The 23,984-nt window shown below is 52.0% G+C and carries 17 protein-coding genes; 7 read left to right on the top strand and 10 right to left on the bottom strand.

Annotated elements, in window-relative coordinates; translation table 11 throughout:
- Positions 1–35 precede the first annotated feature (35 nt).
- From D9N13_RS11280 to D9N13_RS11260, 5 genes are read left to right on the top strand one after another with little or no spacing between them, the layout of a single operon-like run.
- Complete coding sequence (locus tag D9N13_RS11280; RefSeq protein WP_290589587.1) at positions 36–1,226, top strand: NAD(P)/FAD-dependent oxidoreductase; 1,191 nt, start codon at positions 36–38, stop codon at positions 1,224–1,226.
- Between the two features lie 12 nt (positions 1,227–1,238).
- Positions 1,239–2,057 (top strand): SDR family NAD(P)-dependent oxidoreductase, encoded by an 819-nt coding sequence (locus D9N13_RS11275; protein ID WP_290589584.1) that lies wholly within the window; start codon positions 1,239–1,241, stop codon positions 2,055–2,057.
- 3 nt (positions 2,058–2,060) lie between these two features.
- Positions 2,061–2,942, top strand: a complete 882-nt coding sequence (locus D9N13_RS11270; protein ID WP_290589581.1) for an SDR family NAD(P)-dependent oxidoreductase — start codon at positions 2,061–2,063, stop codon at positions 2,940–2,942.
- A 41-nt stretch (positions 2,943–2,983) separates the two neighbouring features.
- A complete protein-coding gene (locus tag D9N13_RS11265; RefSeq protein ID WP_290589578.1) occupies positions 2,984–3,829 on the top strand; it encodes an acyl-CoA thioesterase domain-containing protein in 846 nt (281 codons plus the stop codon).
- Entirely contained in the window at positions 3,826–4,113 is a 288-nt protein-coding gene (locus D9N13_RS11260; RefSeq protein WP_290589575.1) for a putative quinol monooxygenase, read from the top strand. Before D9N13_RS11265 ends, D9N13_RS11260 begins: the two co-directional genes overlap by 4 nt.
- 42 nt (positions 4,114–4,155) lie before the next feature.
- Here the strand turns inward: D9N13_RS11260 and D9N13_RS11255 are convergent, their stop codons facing one another.
- From D9N13_RS11255 to D9N13_RS11210, 10 genes are all read right to left on the bottom strand, one after another.
- Positions 4,156–5,853: a nitric oxide reductase activation protein NorD gene (locus tag D9N13_RS11255; protein ID WP_290589572.1), complete on the bottom strand. Its 1,698-nt coding sequence runs from the start codon at positions 5,851–5,853 to the stop codon at positions 4,156–4,158.
- Positions 5,850–6,683 (bottom strand): CbbQ/NirQ/NorQ/GpvN family protein, encoded by an 834-nt coding sequence (locus D9N13_RS11250; protein ID WP_290589569.1) that lies wholly within the window; start codon positions 6,681–6,683, stop codon positions 5,850–5,852. Before D9N13_RS11250 ends, D9N13_RS11255 begins: the two co-directional genes overlap by 4 nt.
- A gap of 4 nt (positions 6,684–6,687) precedes the next feature.
- A complete protein-coding gene (locus D9N13_RS11245) occupies positions 6,688–7,845 on the bottom strand; it encodes a spirocyclase AveC family protein (protein ID WP_290589565.1) in 1,158 nt (385 codons plus the stop codon).
- Between the two features lie 47 nt (positions 7,846–7,892).
- Positions 7,893–8,486 (bottom strand): carboxymuconolactone decarboxylase family protein, encoded by a 594-nt coding sequence (locus tag D9N13_RS11240; RefSeq protein ID WP_290589563.1) that lies wholly within the window; start codon positions 8,484–8,486, stop codon positions 7,893–7,895.
- A 2-nt stretch (positions 8,487–8,488) separates the two neighbouring features.
- Entirely contained in the window at positions 8,489–9,256 is a 768-nt protein-coding gene (locus D9N13_RS11235; protein WP_290589560.1) for an SDR family NAD(P)-dependent oxidoreductase, read from the bottom strand.
- Complete coding sequence (locus D9N13_RS11230; protein ID WP_290589557.1) at positions 9,256–9,684, bottom strand: nuclear transport factor 2 family protein; 429 nt, start codon at positions 9,682–9,684, stop codon at positions 9,256–9,258. Before D9N13_RS11230 ends, D9N13_RS11235 begins: the two co-directional genes overlap by 1 nt.
- Positions 9,681–10,277 (bottom strand): CoxG family protein, encoded by a 597-nt coding sequence (locus D9N13_RS11225; RefSeq protein WP_290589554.1) that lies wholly within the window; start codon positions 10,275–10,277, stop codon positions 9,681–9,683. Before D9N13_RS11225 ends, D9N13_RS11230 begins: the two co-directional genes overlap by 4 nt.
- A 7-nt stretch (positions 10,278–10,284) precedes the next feature.
- On the bottom strand, positions 10,285–11,982 hold the full coding sequence (locus tag D9N13_RS11220; protein ID WP_290589550.1) for an FAD-binding protein: 1,698 nt from the start codon (positions 11,980–11,982) through the stop codon (positions 10,285–10,287).
- Between the two features lie 42 nt (positions 11,983–12,024).
- Positions 12,025–12,837, bottom strand: coding sequence for a TauD/TfdA dioxygenase family protein (locus tag D9N13_RS11215; protein WP_290589547.1), 813 nt, complete (start codon positions 12,835–12,837; stop codon positions 12,025–12,027).
- A 145-nt stretch (positions 12,838–12,982) separates the two neighbouring features.
- Positions 12,983–13,630 (bottom strand): TetR/AcrR family transcriptional regulator, encoded by a 648-nt coding sequence (locus D9N13_RS11210; RefSeq protein ID WP_290589544.1) that lies wholly within the window; start codon positions 13,628–13,630, stop codon positions 12,983–12,985.
- 244 nt (positions 13,631–13,874) lie between these two features.
- Here D9N13_RS11210 and D9N13_RS11205 point away from each other — a divergent pair, with 244 nt between their 5' ends.
- On the top strand, positions 13,875–22,496 hold the full coding sequence (locus D9N13_RS11205; protein WP_290589541.1) for a non-ribosomal peptide synthetase: 8,622 nt from the start codon (positions 13,875–13,877) through the stop codon (positions 22,494–22,496).
- A gap of 44 nt (positions 22,497–22,540) precedes the next feature.
- Positions 22,541–23,980, top strand: a complete 1,440-nt coding sequence (locus tag D9N13_RS11200; RefSeq protein WP_290589538.1) for a carboxyl transferase domain-containing protein — start codon at positions 22,541–22,543, stop codon at positions 23,978–23,980.
- The last annotated feature ends 4 nt before the right edge of the window (positions 23,981–23,984 follow it).

Here is a 23,984-nt window from a genome sequence, read left to right as displayed (position 1 = left end):
GATAATCATCAACTTAAGTAGTGGAATCAATAGTTATGAATGCAAACCAGACCTGCATAATCATCGGTGCCAGTCATGCTGGTGCCCAGTTGGCGACCAGCCTGCGTCGCGAAGGCTGGGCTGGGCGTATAGTGTTGATAGGGGAGGAAAACGTGCTTCCCTATCATCGCCCGCCGCTTTCCAAGGCGTTACTGAATGGTGAAAAAACGGCTGATCAGCTGGAGATATTCAAATCATCCGTATACGAGAAAGCTGATATTGAGTTCATGCTGGGTACGGTGGTGACGGCAATAGACCGATCCGGTAAAAGACTACTGCTCAACAACGGTGAGGCACTGCAGTACGATAAGCTGGCACTTTGCACCGGCGCCAGAGTTCGCTGCCTGTCTATCCCCGGGGCTGATCTTGGCGGGGTTCATTATCTAAGAGATTTACGCGATGCCACAGCGATCCAGGCAGAAGTGAAGGAGGGGGCTCGCGCCGTCATTGTGGGCGGTGGTTACATTGGCCTGGAGACGGCGGCGTCACTGAGTAAGCTCGGTATGAAAGTAACCGTGCTGGAAATGATGGACAGAGTACTGGAACGGGTAACCGCGCCGGCCCTCTCTGAGTATTACACCAAGCTACACAGTCGCCATGGTGTGAAAATTCTCACCAATACCCAGGCTCAATCTCTGCACGGTAATGGCACGGTAGCCAGCGTGGAATGTAATGAAGGACTTTCATTGCCTGCTGATATGGTCATTATTGGTATCGGTGTTATCCCCAATACGGCTTTGGCGGAATCCTCCGGCCTGGAGGTAGATAACGGAATCATCGTCGATGAATTTGCTTGCACATCGGATCCCGATATCGTTGCTGCAGGTGATTGCACCTTTCACCCGAATAATGTGCTGGGCTACCATTTGCGCCTGGAATCCGTACCCAACGCAATGGAACAGGCAAAGACTGCTGCGGCTTCGCTATGTGGCAAGCAAAAGCCCTATCATTCGCTACCCTGGTTCTGGTCGGATCAGTACAACATCAAATTACAGATTGCCGGTTTTAATAAAGGATATGATCGGGTTGAGATAATGGGTAATCCGGATCAGGACCAATTCGTTGCCTGGTATATACAAGGTGATCGATTGCTCGCAGCTGACTGTATAAACAGCCCCAAGGAGTTTATTCAGGCTAAAAAGCTGATTGCATCCGGCGCCTCAATCGCAGAGCTCAATCAGGTATAAGGATGTCCATGTATGGAATTGGCAGGTAAAGTGTTCGTCGTTACCGGTGGTGGCGGCGGTATCGGCCGGCAACTGGTACTGCGACTCCTACAGCGAGGCGCCATTGTCGCCGCAGTTGATATCAATCCTGATGCCTTGCGGGTGACGCAGGAAATGGTGGCGCCTAATGCGGATAAGTTATCCGTGCATCAGGTAGATATTTCAGACCGCTCGGCGGTAGCCCAATTGGTGCAGAATGTTATACAGCAACACAGTCAGGTGGATGCCATTATTAATAATGCTGGGGTCATTCATCCGTTCAAGCCGGTAAACGAATTGCAATATGCGGCGATTGACAAGGTCTTTAACGTCAACCTGCACGGTGTGATTAACCTGACTAAGGAGTTCCTGCCACTGCTGCTAAACCGTCCTGCCGCCCATATTACCAATATTTCCAGCATGGGGGGGCTATTCGCTTTCCCAAAACAAACATTCTATGGAGCCAGTAAAGCCGCAGTGAAGTTGATCAGTGAAGGGCTTTATGCAGAGCTAAAGGGTACCAATGTTGGCGTTACCGTTGTATTCCCGGGAGCCATCAATACGGATATTACCCGAAATTCGGACTCCCATGATGAGAAACTGGATCGATTCAACCGAGAGCGTCTCAGCACCTCTCCAGAGACGGCAGCTCTCAAAATCGTTGAAGCCATTGAGCAAAACCGGTTTAGTCTTCATATAGGTCTGGACGCCAAACTACTGGGATTCTTGTATCGTATGCTACCAAAGACCACCGTTCGTTTACTCAGCCGAATCATGAAAATTGCCATCCCCGATTGTGAACAGAACCGATGAATCATGGTCGGACAGCAACGCATCGCCCATGGCGGGCCTAAACCAACACTAAAACGGAATCAGACAACAGTGAAGACCACAAGCATTATTACTGGTGGCGCCGGTGGCATGGGACTGGCCGTCGCAACGTTACTGGGAAAAGAACACCATGTCGTATTGGGCGATATCGATCCACACAAACTAAATACTGCTTGTAATGGGTTACTGGAACAAGGTATCCAATGTGATGGCCATGTATGTAATATCACCCAGAAAGAATCTGTAGATTCCCTGTTTAAAGCCGCCAGTGACATTGGCCCTATACAGTCCGTTGTACACTGTGCCGGGATCAGCCCACAAATGAGCGAGCCTGCGCGCATTATGCGGATCAACGCATTAGGGACTATCAATATTACCGAAGCGGCACTGGCTCATGCTCACCAATCCTTCGCTTTAATCAACGTGGCGTCAATGGCAGCGTACATGATTCCACCGGTTATTGTACCGCGGCGTTCTTACCGATACGCCTTTAGTGATACTGAACGGTTTCTTAAGCAGGCTATGTTGCCATGCAAATTCATCCCCAAAGGCCCCTATCGTAACGGGCTTGCCTATTCCATTAGTAAGCACTTCGTTATCTGGTATAGCAAAAAAAACGCGGCGTTGTTTGGACAGAGGGGAGGTAGAATTGTCTCCGTATCGCCAGGTTCGTTTGATACAGAGATGGGTCGAATCGAAGAAAAGAGCGGCTCAGCAGAGATGGTAAAACGAGGTGCCCTGAAGCGCCTTGGCCGTGTTGAGGAGATAGCCGAGCTGTTGGCATTCTGTGCCGGAAGCAACGCGGGATATCTCACCGGAACCGATATTCTGTGTGACGGTGGTGTCATTGCGTCAAAGGTGAAGTGAAAAGCATGGGTGACTCTGATGGCAAGCACAAGCACTACTGCATGGACCTGCGCCTGGGGTCAAAACTGATCAATGCAGAACGCTGCCTGATGCAGGCGCCGTTAACCGCTGAAGTCCGAAGCAGGAATAGGGGAGCCCGTGTGGGGGTTCTGATTACCATGCTGGATATAGCTGCGTCAGATCCGGTATTAACGGCCTGGCACCCCGACTGGACCGCAACACTGGATCTTTCCCTGTTTGGTATTGAAATACTGAATAAAGGCCCGATGGTGGTGGACACTCATATGCTGCGCCGCGGCAGGAAAATCATCACCGTCGGTGCCGATATTTACGACGGCTGCGGTGTTGATGATTTCTCGTCACTACAGGAGATGATTGAGCACCAGGGCACCGGCTGCAACGATATCAGACTGGTGGCTAAAGGGCTCGCCACCTTTATCCGGATCCCGCGCACCACTGACATTGATGCAATCGATTACAATCCAGGTAAATGGGTGGGCCAAGTTCGATACAGATCCGGCGCGACCCAGGATCATAGATATCTGAATGACCGTATAGGATTACGAGTCATCGCGCCAGAAACAGGCACCGTGGAACTGGATAATAGTACCTATGTCGCCAACAGCATCGGGACCATAAATGGAGGAGTACAGGCTGTGGCAATGGAAGCGGCGGCAGAACTAATGCACCCTCATATGACAGCAACTGATATACAAATCCATTTTATATCGCAAGTCAAGACCGGCCCGGTGCGCACCCATTGTGTCAACATCCGCGCCACATCGGATCATTGTATTGTGAACGTCGACCTCATCGAGGTGGGTGTACATAGCCGCCTGATTGCCAAATCAACCATAACATTACAATCTGAAGGAGCAATAACATGAGTTACCAATTGTTGGTGGAATTCAACGTCAAGCCTGAGAAATTGGCTGATTTTGTTGAGATCATGCAGGGTGCAAAGTCGGCAATCGCGGGTGCAGCAGGCTGTAATGGAGTACAGGTTCTAGTGAGTGAAGATCAGCCCAATAAGATAGTGCTGTCCGAACATTGGGCGACAAAAGAGCAACACGAGGACTACGCAGAAGCCATGCGCGCCTCTGGAGCAATGGACAAGATGGCGGAGTTTTTACAAGAACTCCCAGTATCTGAGACCTTCTTGATTCGATAACAGAGTTCCGGAAAGCACAGGTTACCCTGCCACCGCTTGAATTCATCGTGGCCCGCGCGGATTTGATACAGATAATTCCTGCAAGGCAGATAGAAACAGCTGATCCATTCGCGGACTTAACTCAGACAGTTGATCCGCACTGGCATAGCTGGCCGAGCCAAATACCCGGTCCAACGCCTCACTGGGTGTCGTCGTACCTATGGATAAACACAGGCATGCCACACCATCGTCACGCAGCTCGTCCAACGCCTTGTGGGCATCGGCCTCAGCGTAGCGGGCCTCATAGCCATCGTCATAGGGAAATCCATCCGACAACACCAGCAACAACCGATTGGGTGTACCTGCCTCTGCTTTCAATATCTCACCGGCGCCGCGGATACCAGCACCAAGACGCGTATAGCCAGCGGGTTCCAGTTGATTTAATCGGGCACGTCCACCGGCACCAAATCGTTGTGCAAACGGTTTTAAACCCATAAGATGCACATTGGAACGGCCATGAGAACGAAAGCCGTAAACTGCGACCCTATCCCCAAGCTCTTCCAGTGTCACCGCGATTGTTGCGGCAGCACGTCGTTGATGTTCATGTACCGAGAGTCCGTCCGGATCCGTATCCGTTGCTGAACCAGATGCATCCACCAGAATCAGGACGCCCAGATTGCGGGCCAGTTTACGGCGTTCCAGGTAGATATTTTCCGGTGGTGAGAATCCGGTTTTCAGATCTATATACAAATCTATCATGGCTTCAACATCAAGATCCTCACCATCCGGTTGCCCCCGTATTACCTTAGGGCCCAGGCCAAGCTTGGTTAACCGCTGTCGCAACACTTCATCCTTTTGCACACCGGAAGCCGAGATATCCGCTGCGGTAGTCAGTGGATAGTCGATGACCCGGCACCACTGTGGCCGGTATTGGTTTTTATGCACGTCCCATTCCGGGAACAGGCTTCCCCCAACGCCCGCCGCTGCGCCGGGGGTATCACCACCGGATATACGCAATGGCACTGGCAATGGCTTTGCGTTGGGGCCGACGCTGGCAACCTTTCTGATAGCGCGAACCTGCATATCGCCGCCCGCCTCACCTTCACCAGGTGCGCGTGACATGCCAAACATTTTGTAAAAGAAATCCGACAATGTATTGGAGTTTAATAACGGATTATCCAGCAGCGACAGAATTTTACTGCGTTCCCCATGATCACCTTCACCGCTGTCCTCTGACTCCGGAGCATCGGTCAGATCAAATTCCAGTTTAAAATCCGCCTTATCCGGTTCAGAGGCATTCTGTTTTGCCGCTGCCAACAGCCTGGAAGGCCTGATCGTACCAAACCATTCAGGCGGCTCAGTCACCATTTTCCAACTTTTGGCCACCGATAGCGATTCGTCAGCACTGGAGGTAAGTGGCTCTGGGGCGGGGCAGAGCGTCGCCGCCAGCGGCAGCTGCCGAGCTAACTGCGCGCACACGCGACAGCCTTCCAACGCCAAATAACGACGGGCGAGTTTGGGGCGCCCCCGTAGTGCTTTCACAAATTCCTGTTCCAGGCTTCCTGCTGCCAATAACGCACTTTGCACCACTACTTCCCTGCGTTGAACCTGCGCACAGGCACTGGCACGAACAAATACAGAACGCCCATCGGTATACGCTGTTTCACCGTCATCTGCCGGCAACACATCCAGGGAGCGAGCCGCCAGAAAAGTGGCCAAAAACCGGAATCGATCCGGGTGCAACGGGGTTTCTGTGCTCATCTAATGGGCACCACTGCATCCACCAGCTCACCCAGGGCACGCACTATATCCGGGTCATCCGTCAACGCCTGAACCACTGCGGATTGAATGGCACTGCGCAGGCTTAAGCCTTCCGCCACCAGGGCACCAGCCAGTATGAGCATGCGCGTGGAAGAGACTTCTCTTAGTTGTGAGCCATTCAGGTTGCGAATGGCACTACCCACTTTAACCAGGGCCTGTGCGGTACTGAGGTCAATACCAGCCTCATGAGCAACCACTTCGGTTTCAACTTCCGGTGGCTGAAAATCCAGTTCCATGGCGACAAAACGCTGGCGGGTGGATTCCTTGATGCTTTTCAGTACGCTCTGGTAACCAGGGTTATAGGAGATTACCAACTGAAAACCTGGTGCCGCCTCCAATGTAATCCCCAGGCGATCCACCGGCAGTACGCGGCGATGATCCGCCAGTGGGTGAATCACCACCGTGGTGTCCTGTCGAGCTTCAACAATTTCATCAAGATAGCAGATGGCTCCTTCTCGAACGGCACGGGTCAGTGGCCCATCGACCCAAACCGTTTCACCACCCTTAAGCAGAAAGCGGCCCACCAGATCAGCAGAGGTCAGATCCTCATGCCCGGCCACGGTAATCAATTCCCGGCCCAACTCATGGGCCATGGCTTCCACAAAACGGGTTTTACCACAACCAGTGGGCCCTTTCAGTAATACCGGCAAACCTCGACGGGCAGCTGCTCTGAATACCTGAACTTCGTCACCAACGGGCAAATAGAAGGGGGCATCCGTTTTCACATACCCAGTTTTCGCTCGAACCGGCTCTTCCAATACCATCGACATCTTATTATTCTCCTCGCTCGTAAGGTACAACTTCTGGCAGCTCAACCCCAACCGGCAGTACCACGTTGCCATCTGAACCTATGTAAGCGGATTTGTTGGTCATTATGGGCAGGGCAGGGTCGGGGCAAAACCGGCCGGTGCCTTCTCCGCATATTCCCATGGTGAAGTAGGATCGCTTTTTAATATCCTCCGGCCAGGGATCGGCATGCATGGCAAACCACTGGGCAGGGAGGTTATAGAATACAAAGAAAAACATGCTGCATGCAGCAAAGATCGAAAGGAAGCGTACGAACTGCTGCTTAACATAACCACCTTGCACCCGCTCCAAACCCCGTTCGACGAACGTCCGTCCCCGATCATCGGTAAAGAAGCGCAAGCTACAAAAACCAGCCTGAACACCACCCCACATTAACCCTTCATACAGTGGCCACTGATAATAGGTACCGGCGTTAATCGAAAATGATTGAATTGCACCGGGATAGGTAAACAGCCCCATCGGCATCAAAAACATACCTTCCATAACCAGGTCAAAAAAGAACGTAAATACGATCAACACACCAATTAGCTGTATATTATTGATATTGGGCCAGCGTGCTTTGGCTTTGCGCATCACGGCACAACCCAAAATAGTACACAGAAGCACACCATAAGAGTATCCAGGTGCATTCATGAGGATGGGTTCTGCCATCATCGCCCCCGGCTCACCCCAGGACATCCATCCGGGTACGTGCTGCACCCAGCTTCCCATGTTCCACAACCAGGTGTTGTAGGTGCTCCAGGTGTTAAAGTAATTGAGCAGGGGATCCTGAAAGAAAAGTAACCCAAACGATACCAATAACATGCCATCAGTGGTAATACGGCGTTCGCGGCGCCAGGGTCGTACTATAAAGTAATAAATGCCTACCGGTAATCCGAGCATGATAACGGTGGTCCAGGTCACCAGCACGCCTTTCATCAAGGCAGGAGGATCGCTGGGGCCAGCAGGTACCCGTTCGAAGTAAGGGCCGGTAATCCACAATGCCCATATGATCACTTGCGCCGCAAGTATCAAACCACCGAGCGAAGCCCAAAGATGAATTGGGTTAAAAGTGGCTTTGGCTTTCAGGCCCAGTTCATCCACTTTTACGTCATGGAACAGCGACGGAGATTTATCTATATTCATATCTTGCAGCTCCTTCTGTTAATTGTTTTTGTTAAAGTTGGCATGTTTTACTCTGATTGGTATGACTCAAAGCCTTTTAATCCAGCCGGTATGGGTAAGCCGAAACAATTCATGTACATTCCCGCCAGAACATAGCTGCCGATGGTGAACGTGAGATCAGCCAATTGCTGGTTACTGAATTCGTCTGCCAGAGCGCACCACAGAGTATCGTCGATATTGGACGATTCGCGCATCTGATCTACTGATGTGATAATCAATTTCTCCAGCGGACTCCAGGCCGAGTCAGCTGAACCTTGCACTACCCGACGCACATCCTCATCACTCAAGATTCCATCACGTACCGCAATGGAAGAGTGAATTGCCCATTCAACCTCAAACCGCCATAACCAGGCGACGCGCAGAATGATGATACGAGTGTGCCTGGATTGCAGACTGCTTTTTCTCAGAATGTAATCCGCCAGCGGAAAATACGCCCTGGCTAAGCCGGGATTCTGTAGCACAGTGGATAGAATAGGGGAGAGCTTATCTTTCTCTGATTCATCTCCACCAAGCCCGTATTGACTGAACGGTACAGAGAACGAAGCCAGAATTTCCCGCACCTCATCCGTCCATTGCTCGTGCCCGATCGGAGGAAACCTCATCTCTACGCACGCTCCTTAACATAAATGGGGGCACCCAAATTGGTGCCACCATCCACTGGTACAATGACACCCGTCACCTGCGCAGAAAGATCGCTGGCCAGATACAATGCCGTGTTGGCGACATCGAGTGCTGAACCCTGGCGCTGTAATGGTTGCATCTTTTTGATGCGCGCTGAAATGTCGTAAAATGTCATCCCGGCCGGTATGTGGCCGGGCGCAATACAGTTGACCCTTACGCCATGTACACCCAGCTCCCTGGCTATGCATTGTGTCAACTGCATAACACCGGCTTTGGCGGCGCGATAGGTCAATAAAGGCAATCCTGGTGTTAGCGCAGCAAGGGAGGATGTATTAATGATTGAACCGCCACCGTGTTTCACCATATGCCGGGCTGCAATCTGGCAACCTACCATAGTGCCGTACAGGTTTACCGAAATCACTTTTTGGAAATCAGCCAGGTCGTCATCCAGAAAACTGCTATGGATTGCACCGCTGATGCCGGCATTGTTATACATGATATCCAAAGCACCAAAACGATCGATGGTAAAATCCATCAATGCCTGGACCTGTTCCGGGTCACTTACATCGACTTTCCTGAACGCCGCAACCTCGTTACCCAAGGCTTCCGCAACGGCCAAACCTTGTTCCTCATTGACATCTGCCACCACGACCCTGGCGCCGTGTTCTGCAAAGAGCTCAACCGATGCACGGCCGATGCCGCTGGCACTGCCCGTGACCACAGCGACTTTGCCCGCTAACAAATTTTCCATCAGGCTATCTCGCCAGAGATTGCTTCAACCAAAGGCCACAGCACATCATCCGCTGTCTTAGTACAGAAATATTCGTTTACCTGAACAATTTTTCCATCACGCAAGGTAAAGATCATACAATACTGGTTAGTGTATGGCGTTCCATCACAGGTGGTTGCGTTTCCCTCAAACTCAACGGCAACTCGATTGTCTTCCGCCATAAAACTTTTAAAGTCGGGTCGCAATCCGGTGGGCAGCAGCTTCTTGAATGCATCGATGGTACCGACGATGGTATCGTAGTGACGGACACCGGCAAATTTCCCAAACCCCTTTGCCAGGGTATACGCATCCTTGCTCAAGCAAGTGGCCGCCTTCTCACCGTCACTGGTTCCCATTGCTTCAATGAATTTTCTGACCACTGCTTTATTGGACTCAATACGGTTACTCATGATGTGCCTTCCTTTTCTTTTTCTATGTTTTTAGGAGCGAAGCCCAACAACCCTTTGACCCAAAGTGTCAATGCGGCCATGGTTGATCTGATCACGCCCTTAATCACCGGCAGTGCAAATGCGGTGTCTGCGGCACTCACTGTTCCCACGCCTGTTACGTATTCTATTTCTGCCTTGAGCTTGGCCGCAAAGCCCTTGACGAACTCGGGAAGCAACGGAGTGCCCACCGCTTCCCACATGGGCGCCATCGGCCCACTGCCTATGATGCATACCTTGAGGGTAATTTCAGTCTGATTGGTGCCGCAGGCCGACGCAGTATAAGTGCCATTGCCCTCCACCGGCAGATCATCAACGTCAAACACAAAATCAACCCGTTCCGGCCCATTCCATTGCTCAACATGAACCTTAACGTTATCGGTTCGGGTGACCCCGGCAGCACTGACTTTGATGGTCCACTCAGAATCGTTGTCATTAATTAATGAACAGTCCTGATAGCCGGGAAAGATACTGGCCCAGCCCCGAATATCCTCAACGTAATCCCAAACCCGGTCGATAGATGTATCGATAGTAAAGGTGTGTTCATTTGCAATCATATTGCCCTCATTGCGCCTTGCGTTTCAGTTCTTTTTCCAGCAAATCACTGGGCTTGCCCGCAGCGTGTCTGCCGGCCAGATAGCCGTGGGTCAGGCCGCGGGCATTGGTAATACCACTTTGCATAAACGCGCCATTATCCAGTCTTGCCATGGAGTTTCCCGCCACATATAAGCCTGCTATGGGCTTATCGTTCCAGCCAATGGCGCGGCAATGATGATCCGCCATCACACCCGCGGCACAAATACCACCACCGGCGAGTCGATGTAACTCAACCGCATAGTAGGGCGCTTGGGTCAACGGACCCAGGTTACCATTGGGCTTTTGTGACTGATCACCGCACATCAGTGCGCCCCATGGATGAGTACCTCGATGAAAATCCGGATCAACCCCAGTTTCGCAATAGCCATTGAAAGTGGAAACCGTTTGCTCCAGTTGTGCTGCATCCACGCCGATCTTATCTGCCAGCTCGGACAGGCTGCCGGCAGTAACCCCCAGGCCTTGCGGCATGTCCTGTGTCGGCATCAGCGAGCCAAAGGGATACTTTGTTCTGGCCTGGTGGTCAAATACAGCCCAACAGGGAAAATTTGCATGGGTCTGTGTATTACCATCAATGGCATCGGTGGCGTAATAGATCGAGCGATAGAAACCTTCATTGGCAAAACGCTTACCCGCCTTGTTCACTACGATGGTATGGGGTAAACCCAGAAAGGGCAGTGCACCCCGCCACAACGGTACACCGTTCTCCTGTTCTTCTCCCGGCACATGAAACCCCAGCAGCGTTACATCAGGCACCCGGGCGATACGTGCGCCAACCTGACCGGCCAAACGCAAGTGCGCACCGTCTACAGCCGGCATTACCATGGATTCCACGTTTAACTGGTGGCCCAGTGTTTTCGCGTAACTGGCATTGCGCTCATAGCTGCTAACCGCGATGACCACGGCACGATTTGCTTTTACATATACATCTTTACCATCCTGGGTGGCTCTTACCCCCACGATACGCTGGCCATCGCCAATCAGTTCTTCCACATTCATGTTAATGTGAATGGGAATCTCCCGATCCAGCACACCTTTAACGAAATAGGCGGCCAACCCCGGCCCGGCACAACGCAGGTCTTTGGTCAGCCGCTCGGCCATCACGTTGTAATCCCAACCGGCCATATTGGCCATACCACCGCCGCTGAATATATCCTCATGGGTTAGGCTGTAGGGAACGTGGGGTGACACGCGGGTTTTACTTTGCCATTCACCAAGGGTGGCGGCGGGAAACGGCTCTGCTTCCAGATAACGACCCTCGGCCAGCCCATCATCGTTATAGGGATAGTAGTAATCCGGCAGGTTCCTGATCACCGTCATCTTTAGATCGATACTATCTTCAAAATACTTCAACGCCACCGGGCCGTGTATGGCCTGATTCAGAATAGAGACATCCTCACCATAGCCCATGGATAATTGCTGTACGTATCGATAACCACTCTCTTCCGAATCCTCAATCCCAAGCTGCTGCGCCAGATGATTTCCTGGAATCCACACCTCTCCCATGGAATAGGCTGTGACACCGCCCACCTGATCACTGCGTTCCAGTATGAGGGCGCTGATCCCATGATCCACAGCGGTGATGGCTGCACTCAATCCACCGCCGCCGGACCCCACAGAAACAAGGTCCGCTTCGAGATCCCACTTTTCCGGTACATTCCGAATCATTATCCGCTCCATCCTCTTCATTGTTTCTGTTATTCAGTGAATTCAGGCAAAAGGCTCTTCGCCCATTAAGGTGCTTCGATGCATGATTCGACCACAGTCCAGAGGGTAGGGCTCCACCCGATGAATGACGCCGGTGTTGTCCCAGATAATCAGGTCGCCAGGAGTCCATTCATGACGATACACAAACTTGGGTTGTGTGGCCCAATCCAACAAATCCTTGATCAGGGCATCGCTCTTGGATCTATCCATGCCCACGATATGGGAAGCGTGGCAACCGATCACCAACGACTTTCGACCGGATTTATGCGTCCACACCAAATTGTGTGTTTTGGGCTTAAAACTCTTCCAGTATTCAAGATTCTCAGCCGTGGGCTCAATCCCGGCGCGGCTCATGGAAACTTCCACACTGTGCACCACTTGCAGATTGTCGATTCGGTCCTTGGTTTCCTGTGGCAGCTCTTCATAAGCCGCGTAAGAGTTTGCAAATTCTGTTTGGCCACCGGTTTCAGACAGGGTCAATCCGGTAAGTAATGTTGCGAAAGGAGGGATATCGTCGTGAGTACCATCAATGTGCCACAGGAAAGAGCCTTTCAAATACTCGGCATGCGCGTTGGATTTTTTATCCAGCGTAATTTTGTAGATCCCCTTACCCAACTCTTCTCTTAAAGTGCCCAGCAACCGCGCCAACCCTAACTGCTGCTCATCTGAAAGATGCTGCTCCTTAAATACCAAAACGCCTCTTTCCAACAGCAACCCTCTTATTTCAGCTACCTCCTCTGGGTGGCCCAGGTACTTAGAATCAATCTCTACCCTTGATCCTATACGCTCCTTAAGTGGATACACCTCGAACGGCATGTTCTACACCTCTCGTAATTTCCGTTGTCTGCGCTTATTGATACGATACTGTACTATTAAATCGATAGTACTCCTCCGTACTATTAAGCGTCAAGGGGGATTAGACCCGAAGGTCAGCTTTTCTGCAGGCAGGCAGGGATGAGCTCTACCAGTCCCGGCGGGAAGAAACCAACACGTGCACGGCTTCCTCAACCCAGCGTTGCCGTTGCGTCTTGGTAACTTTCTGATTTGTAAGCAGGATATGGGTATACCAGCCACGGATCATGAGAATAAAGGCTCTGGCGACACTATCCGGGGCTCGACAGGGGATGCCGTCACTTTTCGCGCAATCGGCAATAAACCGTGATATTCGATCAATGCCAAGTTGAGTACGCTCGGCAGCCGCGGTACCCAACTCGGGAAAACGTCCGGATTCACTATTGATTAACCGATTGACCCCCAGCATCTCGCCTTTAAGGTTCAATTCCAGCATGGTGTTGGCATAAGATTTCAACCCTTCTTCAAGGCTGAAAGAATGTGAATCCACTTGTAACAACGAGGCAGGATTAATTCGGTTAATCTGTTGATACACAATGGCTCGAAATAATTCTTCTTTTGAAGCATAGCGGGAATACAGGGTTGTCTTGGAAACCCGTGCCCGTTTTACAACTCTGTCCAATGACGCACTACCATAACCGTGCTCCAGAAACTCCTCCAATGCCGCCTCGATCAGCATATTTTCGATTTCAAGCACGTCTTCTGACGTGGGTCGCCCGGCGCTTCTGGTGGACCTGGTGGATTTAGTTCTTGCCATACTTTCCTCTGTACCAGAATATTTTGCGGGAGTTTACTATATTTCAAACCCGATCGTATCATTTTGCCCAATGACCGATGCGCCACCTGACCTGATCGTTGGATAAGCCAAGGGTTTGAGTCAAAAAACAATTATGACTCATAACACCTTCCGTCACATTTTGCAGCAACCAGCGTTGGAACTGCGCAGAATTACCGATATAGTTTGCCCATAATAATAACAACATTGCAGGGAAGGCAGTGCCGTGACAACACCTTTCGCTACCAGCGGTTTATCGCTTCTTCGACGCCTTGAGCTCATCAGCAACCAATATCCCGATCAAGTTGCTATCACCTATTTGCCTGAAGGTGATCCTGTTGATTCGATCAATCGAACCTACGGCCAGTTAAAACAACACGCCTACAAAATCGCGAGCAGTATTCGCCTGAACACATCAGCCGGGGATCGAGTGCTGTTGCTGTTGCCACCCGGGCCCGACTACTTTGCTGCGGTATGGGGCTGCCTGCTGTCCGGTGTGGTAGTGGTACCTGTGCAAATTCCCCAGCAACCTGCGCTGGTGGATTTTGTTAACAAAATCAGTGCCGACTGCAGCCCGGCCCTGTTGTTGACTCAGGAGGCACTGCTGCCGGCACTGCAGGGTGTCATCGAGATCGATCCGGATAACGGCCGTTGGCTTACGCTGGAAGCGGCCTTGAATCCAGCACGTGTTTGCAAGATTCACGAGCCCGAGAGCCAGCACATGGCGTTACTGCAATATACATCGGGCTCAACGGGCACACCCAAAGGGGTCATCGCCAGCCACAGTAATCTGGACGCCTGTATCGACCTCATGCTGGAAGTGGCCGCAATCGACAAGAATTCAACCGTTGTTTCCTGGTTGCCACTGTTCCACAACATGGGCTTTTTGAGTTTTGGCCTGCTGCCCCTGTCAGTAGGTGCCCATCTGGTATTAATTCCCACCGATAAATTCATGGTCAATCCCGCGCGCTGGTTCATTGCCATGTCTCACTATCGGGCAACGCACAGCGGTGCTCCCAACATCGGTTACGAAACCTGTCTCAATTTTTTACCGGATGGCCTGCTTGATCAGCTCGATTTGTCCAATTGGGACGTCGCCGCCATTGGATCTGAACCACTGAAGAGCAACCTGATCGATCAGTTTAGCGAGCGTTTTTCCCGTACCGGCTTTACAGCGCAAACCTTCCTCACCACCTACGGCTTTTCAGAAGCGACGGTGTTTTGTTCAGGAGCCGACAACGATCGTGAGGTACCCCGCATCGATGTTGATAAAGCCAGCTTTGAAGCCGGCCTCATCGCAGCATCCACTTCAGGTCAGGTCAAAACGCTGGTCAGCGTCGGCACCGCCAGGCCCAATGTGGCCATCGTGAATCCGGATACCGGTAAGCCCTGTGCAGACCGGGAGCTGGGGGAGATCTGGATTTGCGGCCCCACCGTGGCACAGGGTTATTGGAACAAGCCTGAGATCACCGCACAGACATTTGGCCAGTATGCCAGTGATGGAAGCGGCCCTTATGTCCGCAGCGGCGACATAGGCACGATTGCCGACGGCAATCTCTACGTAGTGGGTCGACGCAAGGAACTGATCATCGTCGGCAGTAAAAAGCTGCATCCCCTCGATATCGAGCAGGTGGTGAACGGGGCCAGCACCCATTTTGTTCCCTATGCAACCATTGCCGGTGCCTGGGAGAGTGCTCAGGGCGAAGCTCTGGCAATTTTTCAGGAGCTTAAACCGGAGATTGACCCTGCCGCCTATGAAGACATCATCAGCATCATTTGCGACACGGTTTATGAACGGTTCCAGGTAAACGTGGAACGGATAGTGCTGCTGAACGTAGGCAGCTTGCCACGAACCCACAACGGAAAATTGCAGCGCATCAACTGTTGCGAACGGGTGGATAACGGCTCACTGGAGCCGAACCTGCTGCTGGATTGGACTGCCGCTAACCCGCATATGTCCGCGATCGAGGCGAAACAAAACCCCGCCCACGAGAAACCCACCGACACCGAACTCAGATTGATTTCGATCTGGCAGGAAATGCTCAACCGCAGCAACCTCTCCATTCACGCCGACTTTGTCGGCCTGGGAGGGCAATCCATCATCGCCACCCGCCTGATTTCCAGGCTTCGAGATGAGTTTCGCAAAGAACTCACGGTGAGGGATCTGTTCAAGCATTCCACCATCAGGCAACTGGCCACTCACATGGACAGTACCGGCACACAGTGTTCTGATGATGCGGACTGGCTACAGCAGCCACTGCCCTTCGATGAGCAGGGCCGCCTACCATTGACCTCGGCCCAAAAACGAATGTGGCTGCTGCAGGAACTGGATCCCACATCCTCCACCTATCATATGAGTGTTCGCTATCAGATCACTGCAGGCCTTTGCGTGGATACACTCAAACAGGCTCTCACTGCGTTGATAGAACGTCATCATATACTGCGCACGGTATACACAAAAACGGAGGAGGGCGAGCCCCGGCAATATTGTTTGCCCGCGCCTGGCCTGAGGCTGGAATGTCACAATTTGATAGCAAAGCCAGATCAGCATACAACATTGGAATCCATGATTGAGGCTGAACAGTCCACACCTTTTGATCTGACTTCCGACCTGATGCTGCGCGCCACTCTGTATCAGGTGGAAGAGGACCATTATGTCCTCACCCTGACCCTGCACCACATCGCCGCCGATGGTTGGTCGGTGGAAATACTGGCCAAGGAGCTGTCGGCGCTTTACTCAGCTTACCGTACGGGTTGTGAATCCCCGCTCCAACCCGTGCAGTGGCAATACACGGATTGGACGTTAAAACATGAGCTGGCAAACGGCCATCAGCAAACGCACCATCTGGACTACTGGCTGCATCAATTACAGGATTTGCCCGAACGCCACAGTTTGCCCCTGGATCGGCCCTATTCAGGACACTTTACTGCAGCGACCCTGACACAACAGCTTTCGTCGGCCCGTCTGCAACAATTAATGAACTCCGGCCAGCGTCATGGCGCTACTCTGTACATGCAGCTGCAGCTGGCAATGGCAATGCTGATGGGGCGGCTGACCGGCAACCTCGATGGCTCCGAATCCAACGGCTGCGATATTGCCATCGGCGCCGCTTATGCCAACCGGGATCATACTGAATGCGCCGCAATCGTCGGCTTTATGGTGAATTCGCTGGTAATACGGCATACCCTGACCCCTGATGCCAGCATCGCCCACCTTATGGATGCTTGCCGAAACACCGTCCTGACGGCCTATGAGCACGCAGACGTACCCTTTGAATTACTGGTGGAAAAACTGAACCCACCCCGTAACCGGCACTACAATCCCCTGTTTCAGGTGATGATCAACCTGCAAAGCAAAGATACATGGAACCTGGAACTGGCGGCGGCACAGGTTCATCCCACACACACCTATAACCAGGAAGCCAAATTCGACCTGGCTTTGGATTGCACGTCCAGCGCGGATGGACTTGAGATTAAATGGGAATTCAATAATGAGATCCTGGATCTGGACACCGTCCAACGTTGGTCCGGTTATTTTGACAGAATCCTGACTGCACTTAGTGAAGATTCCGACTGTTCGTGGGATCGAATTGACCTACTGGGCGAGCAGGAGAAAGCGCATTTACTCTATCAACTGAACAGCACCCAGCGCACCATACCAGATCTTTGCGTGCATCATCTGTTTGAACAACAGGTGCTGCAATCACCAGACGCCGTTGCACTGAAGATTGGCTCTCAGCAGTTGACCTATGGGGAATTGAACCATCATGCTGAGTGCGTAACGGCGGCCTTGGCTGAACACGGCCTGCAACCTGAGGATCGTGTTGCCATCCTCATGGAACGCAGTGAATGGTCTGTTATTGCCATGCTGGCAATACTCAAGGCCGGGGCAGGGTACGTACCAATCGATCCGGCTTACCCACGCAACCGCGCCGATTTTATCTTACAGGATGCAGATCCGGTATTGATCCTGACCCATCCGGCCAGATCAGAGCAGCACCAAAGCCTGCTGGATCATATTGTTACCCTGGAGCTGCCATGGCTCGACATTGAAACGATCAATCCAGGTACCTCACCCAATAAGCATAAGATCAACAGCAACGGCCAGGTTGCCCCCCATAACCTGGCCTATATGATGTATACATCAGGCTCAACCGGCACACCCAAAGGGGTGATCATAGAGCATCGCCAGATAACCAACCTGGTTTACCACAATCAACAGGCGCCATTGGCACCAGAAGATTGCATGGCCCATTGTGGCAACCCCGCCTTTGACGCCGCCACCTGGGAAGTATGGGGTGCATTGTGTCGCGGTGCCAGTGTCGCCATTATTGCACCGGATACGGTTCTCAATCCGGAACTTTTTACCCAGGAGCTGCTGCGACAACAGGTCACCAGCATGATGATTACGGTGTCCCTGTTTAACCAATACCGACTTTCGCTTGCCCCGGTACTGAGTCGGTTACGCTATTGCCTGGTGGGGGGAGAAGCTGTGGACCCCGTTGCCATGCTGGAAACACTAAGCAACAGTCCGCCACAGGTTTTTATCAACGACTACGGCCCCACTGAAACCACTGTGTTCGCCACCTGTCACAGGATGGTGGAAGCTGATCGCGGCAAAACATCGATTCCCATCGGCACACCCGTCGACAACACCCAGATCTATATACTGGATGCCCACAAACAGCCGGTGCCGACCGGCGTGGTGGGTGAGATGTATGTTGGTGGTGCCCAGGTGGCCAGGGGGTATTGGAATCGACCGGACATTAATGCCGAGCGATTTCTGGAAAACCCCTATGGGCTTGCCACCGACGGCGCCTCGGCTCGCTTGTATCGCACCGGCGATCTTGCCCGCTGGACAAATTCCGGTGAAGTGGAATTCATCGGCAGAAACGATTCGCAGATTAAAGTACGGGGCTACCGCATTGAACTGGGCGAAATAGAAACGGCCATTGCCAGTCAGCCGTGCATTAAAGCAGCCGTAGTCAGAGCGATCAACAACGGCAGCGGCCAAAGCCAATTGGTTGCCTACATTGTTGCCTCACCGGATGCAACAATGTCAGAGCAGGCGTTGATAGAGCAAACCAGGCTCAGGCTGCAAGCAGAATTACCGGATTACATGCAGCCCTCGTACTGGATCCAACTTGCGGCACTGCCGCTTACCCCCCATGGAAAACTGGACACCGCCTCACTGCCTGATGCAACCCAGGCAGAGTTATCCAGAGCCCTGACTGATCCCCCCCGGAACAAAACCGAATCCCAAATTGCAGCGCTGTGGTCTGCATTACTGGGTACCGGAAACATCAACCGCCACGATAACTTTTTCGGCCTGGGCGGACACTCCCTGTTGGCGGTCAAACTGGTTTCTGCGTTACAGAAAAAGGGCTTAAGCACCGATATACGAACGGTATTCCAGGCGAAGGATCTGGCGGATCTTGCCAAACGTGTGGGTAATAACACTGCCCAGGCCGATGCAATAACACCGCCGCGGGATCTGACGCCATACCCTGTTGAGTGCGTAAACCTGAAAGCCGGGCGGGGCCAGATTACCCCATCCGAGCTTCCATACCTTACCATCAGCCAGGCTGAGCTGGATGAACTGGTGGCGCTACAGGGTGGAGAGGTAGACAACATTCAAGCGATTTACCCCCTGTCTCCCTTGCAGGAAGGCATCCTGTTCCACCACTTGATTGCCCAGCAGGATGATCCCTATCTGCTACGCTCCATGTTCAAGCTCGATCACCAGGCCGCGTTAGACTCGTTTGTGCTTGCCCTGGAAAAAATCGTCGAGCGGCATGATGCCCTTCGAACCGGCATTCACTGGCGCAATCTGGAACAACCTCTGCAAGTGGTGCAGCGTGCTGTAAATCTAAAACCCCATTATCTGGACACAAGCACCGGAAACAGGCGCACCGAAGCAGAGGCACAACAACAGATTCAAGGTTTCTTTAACAAAGCGATTGAGCAATTCGACATCGCCAAGCCGCCGTTAATAGAACTTGCCGTATCTGAAATCAAAGATGGTTACCTGCTGGGAATCCAAGCCCATCACATTATTGCGGATCACCAGGCACTGGAGCAGATATTCTACGAGATAAAGCTGATCCTTAGTGGTGAGCAAGACCAGCTCAGCGCGCCCGTTCCTTACAGCCACTACGTACTTCAGCAGAGGAAAGAATCGCGAGCGGAGCATGAAGACTACTTCAGAGGGCTACTGTCGGGTTATGACACGCCAGCCTTTGTGTTTGATGAACACAGAGACAATCTGCCCAGGCAGGACTTTCAGATAACGGAAGCAACCCTTGATGCAATGCGCTTTAACCAGTTGGCGGCAGCGGCGAGAAATGCCAAAGTTTCACTCTCCAGTATCGCGCATTTGGCATGGGGACTGGTTCTCAGTGCCTGCAGCGGGCGCTGTGATGTGGTATTCGGCACGGTATTGTCCGGCAGGGCAATGGGGCGGCCGGCACCGGACAATGTCGTTGGTTTATTCATCAACACCGTACCGGTACGAATCAATAATAGCGCAGGCCACAACCCGCTGCTGCCGGCTGCCCTCACAGGGCTTCATCATCAACTAAGTGAACTGACCCTGCATGAACATGCACCGCTTGCCCTGATAAAACGCTGCAGTGACGTGGCAGCGGAATTACCTTTATTCAATACCCTGCTGAATTATCGCCACAAGCAATCGACAGGCGCGGAAGAGACCTTACAACAACTGGGAAAAAGGGGCGTGACTCCGCTTGCTCTGGAACAGAGTTCTCACTATCCCATCGCCCTCAGTATCAACGAATCCGACACCAGCCTGGCATTGGCATTACAAACCGCAAGCTCAGTTAATTCTGCTTTAATACTGGACTTTTACCAAACTGCACTGGACCGAATTGCCAGCCAACTACAGCACAATTCCCCCTGCACGTTAGGCCAAATCAGTGTTTTGCCCGACGCATTCCGGGACAACATTGTAAGACACATGGCACGTAATCAGACCAGCCGCCTCAAGCACCTGCCGGCTCACATTCGTTTCGAACACACCGCGAATTGTTTACCCGATAAAATCGCCATCAAATCAGGCGCCGACACCCTAACCTATGCACAACTCAATACACGAGCCAACCAGATAGCGAACCGCTTGATCAAGGCGGGTGTTCAGGCGAATGATCGTGTTGCTGTGTACTTTGACCGTGGCATCGATCTGATTGCCGGGTTGATTGGCACCCTTAAGGCCGGGGCGGGCTACCTGCCCTTGGACGTGCACCTGCCCGATGCACGATTGCGATTCATCGTTGAGGATGCCACGCCAACGCACCTGATCACTTCCGCAAATGATGAAGCAAGAGCGCGCACTTTGATTGACCCGGCTGTTACCCGAATCCTTGTGGCCGATACCATGTTCAGTAATGGTGATGAAAATCCAGAGCATAACCGTAATCCGCAAGGCTCCCAACTCGCTTATATGATCTATACCTCGGGGTCAACGGGCACACCAAAGGGTGTGGCGGTAGAGCACCAGCAACTGAGCAACCTACTCGACAGCATGCAGGCTCAATTCAACTATGATGCAGAGGATACCTGGACACTGTTCCACTCGGTCTCCTTTGATTTTGCCGTATGGGAGATATGGGGAGCACTCACCAGTGGTGCCAAACTCATTGTTGTACCCGAGCAAACCACCAGAAACAGTGAAGAATTCCTGCAACTGATTCAGAATGAAGGTGTCAACATACTCAATCAGACACCGGGCGCGTTCAAGGCACTGGTTGAAGCGCAAAGCTCAGCACCTGAGGCCGCAAAACACCACTGTTTGCGCCAGATTATACTCAGCGGTGAGGCACTGGATTCATCGGCCCTTGCCAACTGGCACAGGGTCAACCCCACCAGCAATACACAATTAATCAACATGTACGGCATCACTGAAATCACCGTAGTGGGCACCTATCATGATGTCACGCATCAAACAGAGAACGCACCTTCTATCGGCCGGCCGCTGCCCAATTCCGAGGTCTACATACTCGATGAACAGCACAGGCTGTTACCACCAGGCGTGGTGGGTGAAATCTACGTTGGGGGAGGGCAGGTAACCCGGGGCTACTGGAAACGGCCGCAGTTAAACCAAACCCGTTTTATTGACCTGGCCCTTGAAAACAGCGATCAAACGCCAATGAAACGCCTGTACAAAAGCGGGGATCTGGGGCGCTGGGATCACAACGGACTACTGTATTATCACGGCCGAAACGACACACAAGTTAAAATCAGGGGCTATCGCATTGAGCTGGGCGAAATCGAAGCTCAAATGCGACTGCATGCCGCCATTGCCGATGCCAAACTGCATGTCTGGGATGTGGAAACAAGCAAGTTTCTCATCGCCTACATTGTGTCAAAACCCGGGGTTGATTTTAAAAAGGGTGAGATCCACGCCTGGTTGGCAGACCACTTACCAACCTACATGCTGCCTGCAGATTACATCCTGCTTGAAGCCTTACCGTTAACCGCAAACGGCAAAGTGGACACGGCGGCACTCCCGGCACCATTCGCCGGTGATGAGCTCATTCGCACCCAGCCACCCATAGGGCCCGTGGAAGCGAAACTGGCCTTGATCTGGAGCAACTTACTGAAAATTGACCAGCCCTGCAGAACACGTTCCTTTATGGAGCAGGGCGGCGATTCCCTACTGGCGGTACAGATTCACAACGCGATCAAGAAAACATTTGAAATCGAACTTCCGCTGAGAACGGTGTTTGAACTTGCCAGTATTGAGAAACTTGGTCAGTTGATTCAGTTTCTGATAAATAGCGCCGATCAGGAAGATTCAATGCAAGACCTTGAAGAAGGTGAACTTGTTTAACATAACACTAACCCACATTAAAACAACAAGCAGGGATTTAACCGATGAACGTTGACTGGGTTGAATTTGAATTAACCAAATTTTCCTTTTTCCGGCCACTTTCAGATCTTGGCATTAATAAAGTACAGGCATGGTTGCCTGTGGCGGATCACGACAATATCCGCCGTGCCAGTTCAGACGGCACATGGCTATTTCGAACCCAGGGGCTTGATCAGGATTTCGCTGTCATCTGGAGTGATTTTCGTGTTAATGGTGGCAGTTTTGGGCGGGATATTGCCCGCAGAATTGCCTCATTTCTTGAAGCCTGCAATGAAGAAGGCCTGCCACTCATAACGGTGATGAATTCCCTTGGTTACCGTTTTATCGAGGGCCGTACAGTCTTCAATGACGTTTTCAATCTGATCCCCGCACTGGACAACTATACCCGTAACAATCTTGTCATCTCGGTTTGTCACGGTCAGTGCCTGGGCCTTTCCGCAGTCCTGTTTGGCTTGGCACACTATCGCATCGGGGTGCGTCAGGATTCCACCCTCAACCTGACCGGGCCGGATGTGTTTCGGCTGTTCTTTGGCAGCAAAGTGGATTTTCTTTCATTCGCATCAGTAGACCAGCAGTACCTTAAAACAACCCTCATACACGAGAGGACAGAAGATCTGAAAACTGCGTTAAACCGGGCCTGTACCCTGTTGGGCACTGTCTCAAGTTCCACCGGCCTCTTACCCATGGTATCCGAGCCCGGGGTATCAAAATACCTGGATTTCATGCCGCGCCAACAACAAAAGGTAGAGCGGGCCTGCATTCAACTCCTGTATCCCATCGCTGACCGGTATCTTGAGGTGTTCAGTGGGTTTGATTCAAGAATGCGCGTTTATCTGATCGAAACCAAGGGCAAACTGTTTGGATTACTGATGAATCCGCCAGAGAATTCCAATAACATGATCACGGTGCGCACACTTAAATTATATCAGGATGCCCTGCGTTTATTTGAAGCCTTGCGCATTCCCATTGTTTCATTCCTGGACACTCCCGGCGTGGATCCGAGAGTGGATAACAGCAATCAGGACGTGATTCAACAGATGATCGAGGCCAACCGAGCCATCATCGAATACCCATATCCTAAAATGGGCGTGTGGATCGGGCGTGGTTTTGGTGGAGCAAACACACTGGCAATACCCCGAATTTATGGCTCAATGGCCAACTACGTTATTCTTGAACGCACCACCCTGGGTGTAATGCACGAATCCATCATTGCCCATCTGCTGGAAAAGTCCAAACGCATGCTCAAGTTGTGGCAGGCATCCAAAGAACGGGAACAAGCTGATTTCCAGGATATTGTCGATACCGGTGTTGCTAACAAGGCACTATCCATAGATGAGTTACCTGCGGCTATTCAGCACTTTCTGGAAGGTGATTACAGCCACCTGGATGACGGGAAAGCACCTCAACAGAATAGCCAGGCGCCCGATTCCGTCGCTTGCGTTTAAACAA

Source organism: Ketobacter sp. GenoA1, assembly GCF_003671475.1.
In the GTDB taxonomy this organism is placed as follows: domain Bacteria; phylum Pseudomonadota; class Gammaproteobacteria; order Pseudomonadales; family Ketobacteraceae; genus Ketobacter.
This window is presented reverse-complemented; position numbering and strand designations above follow the sequence as displayed.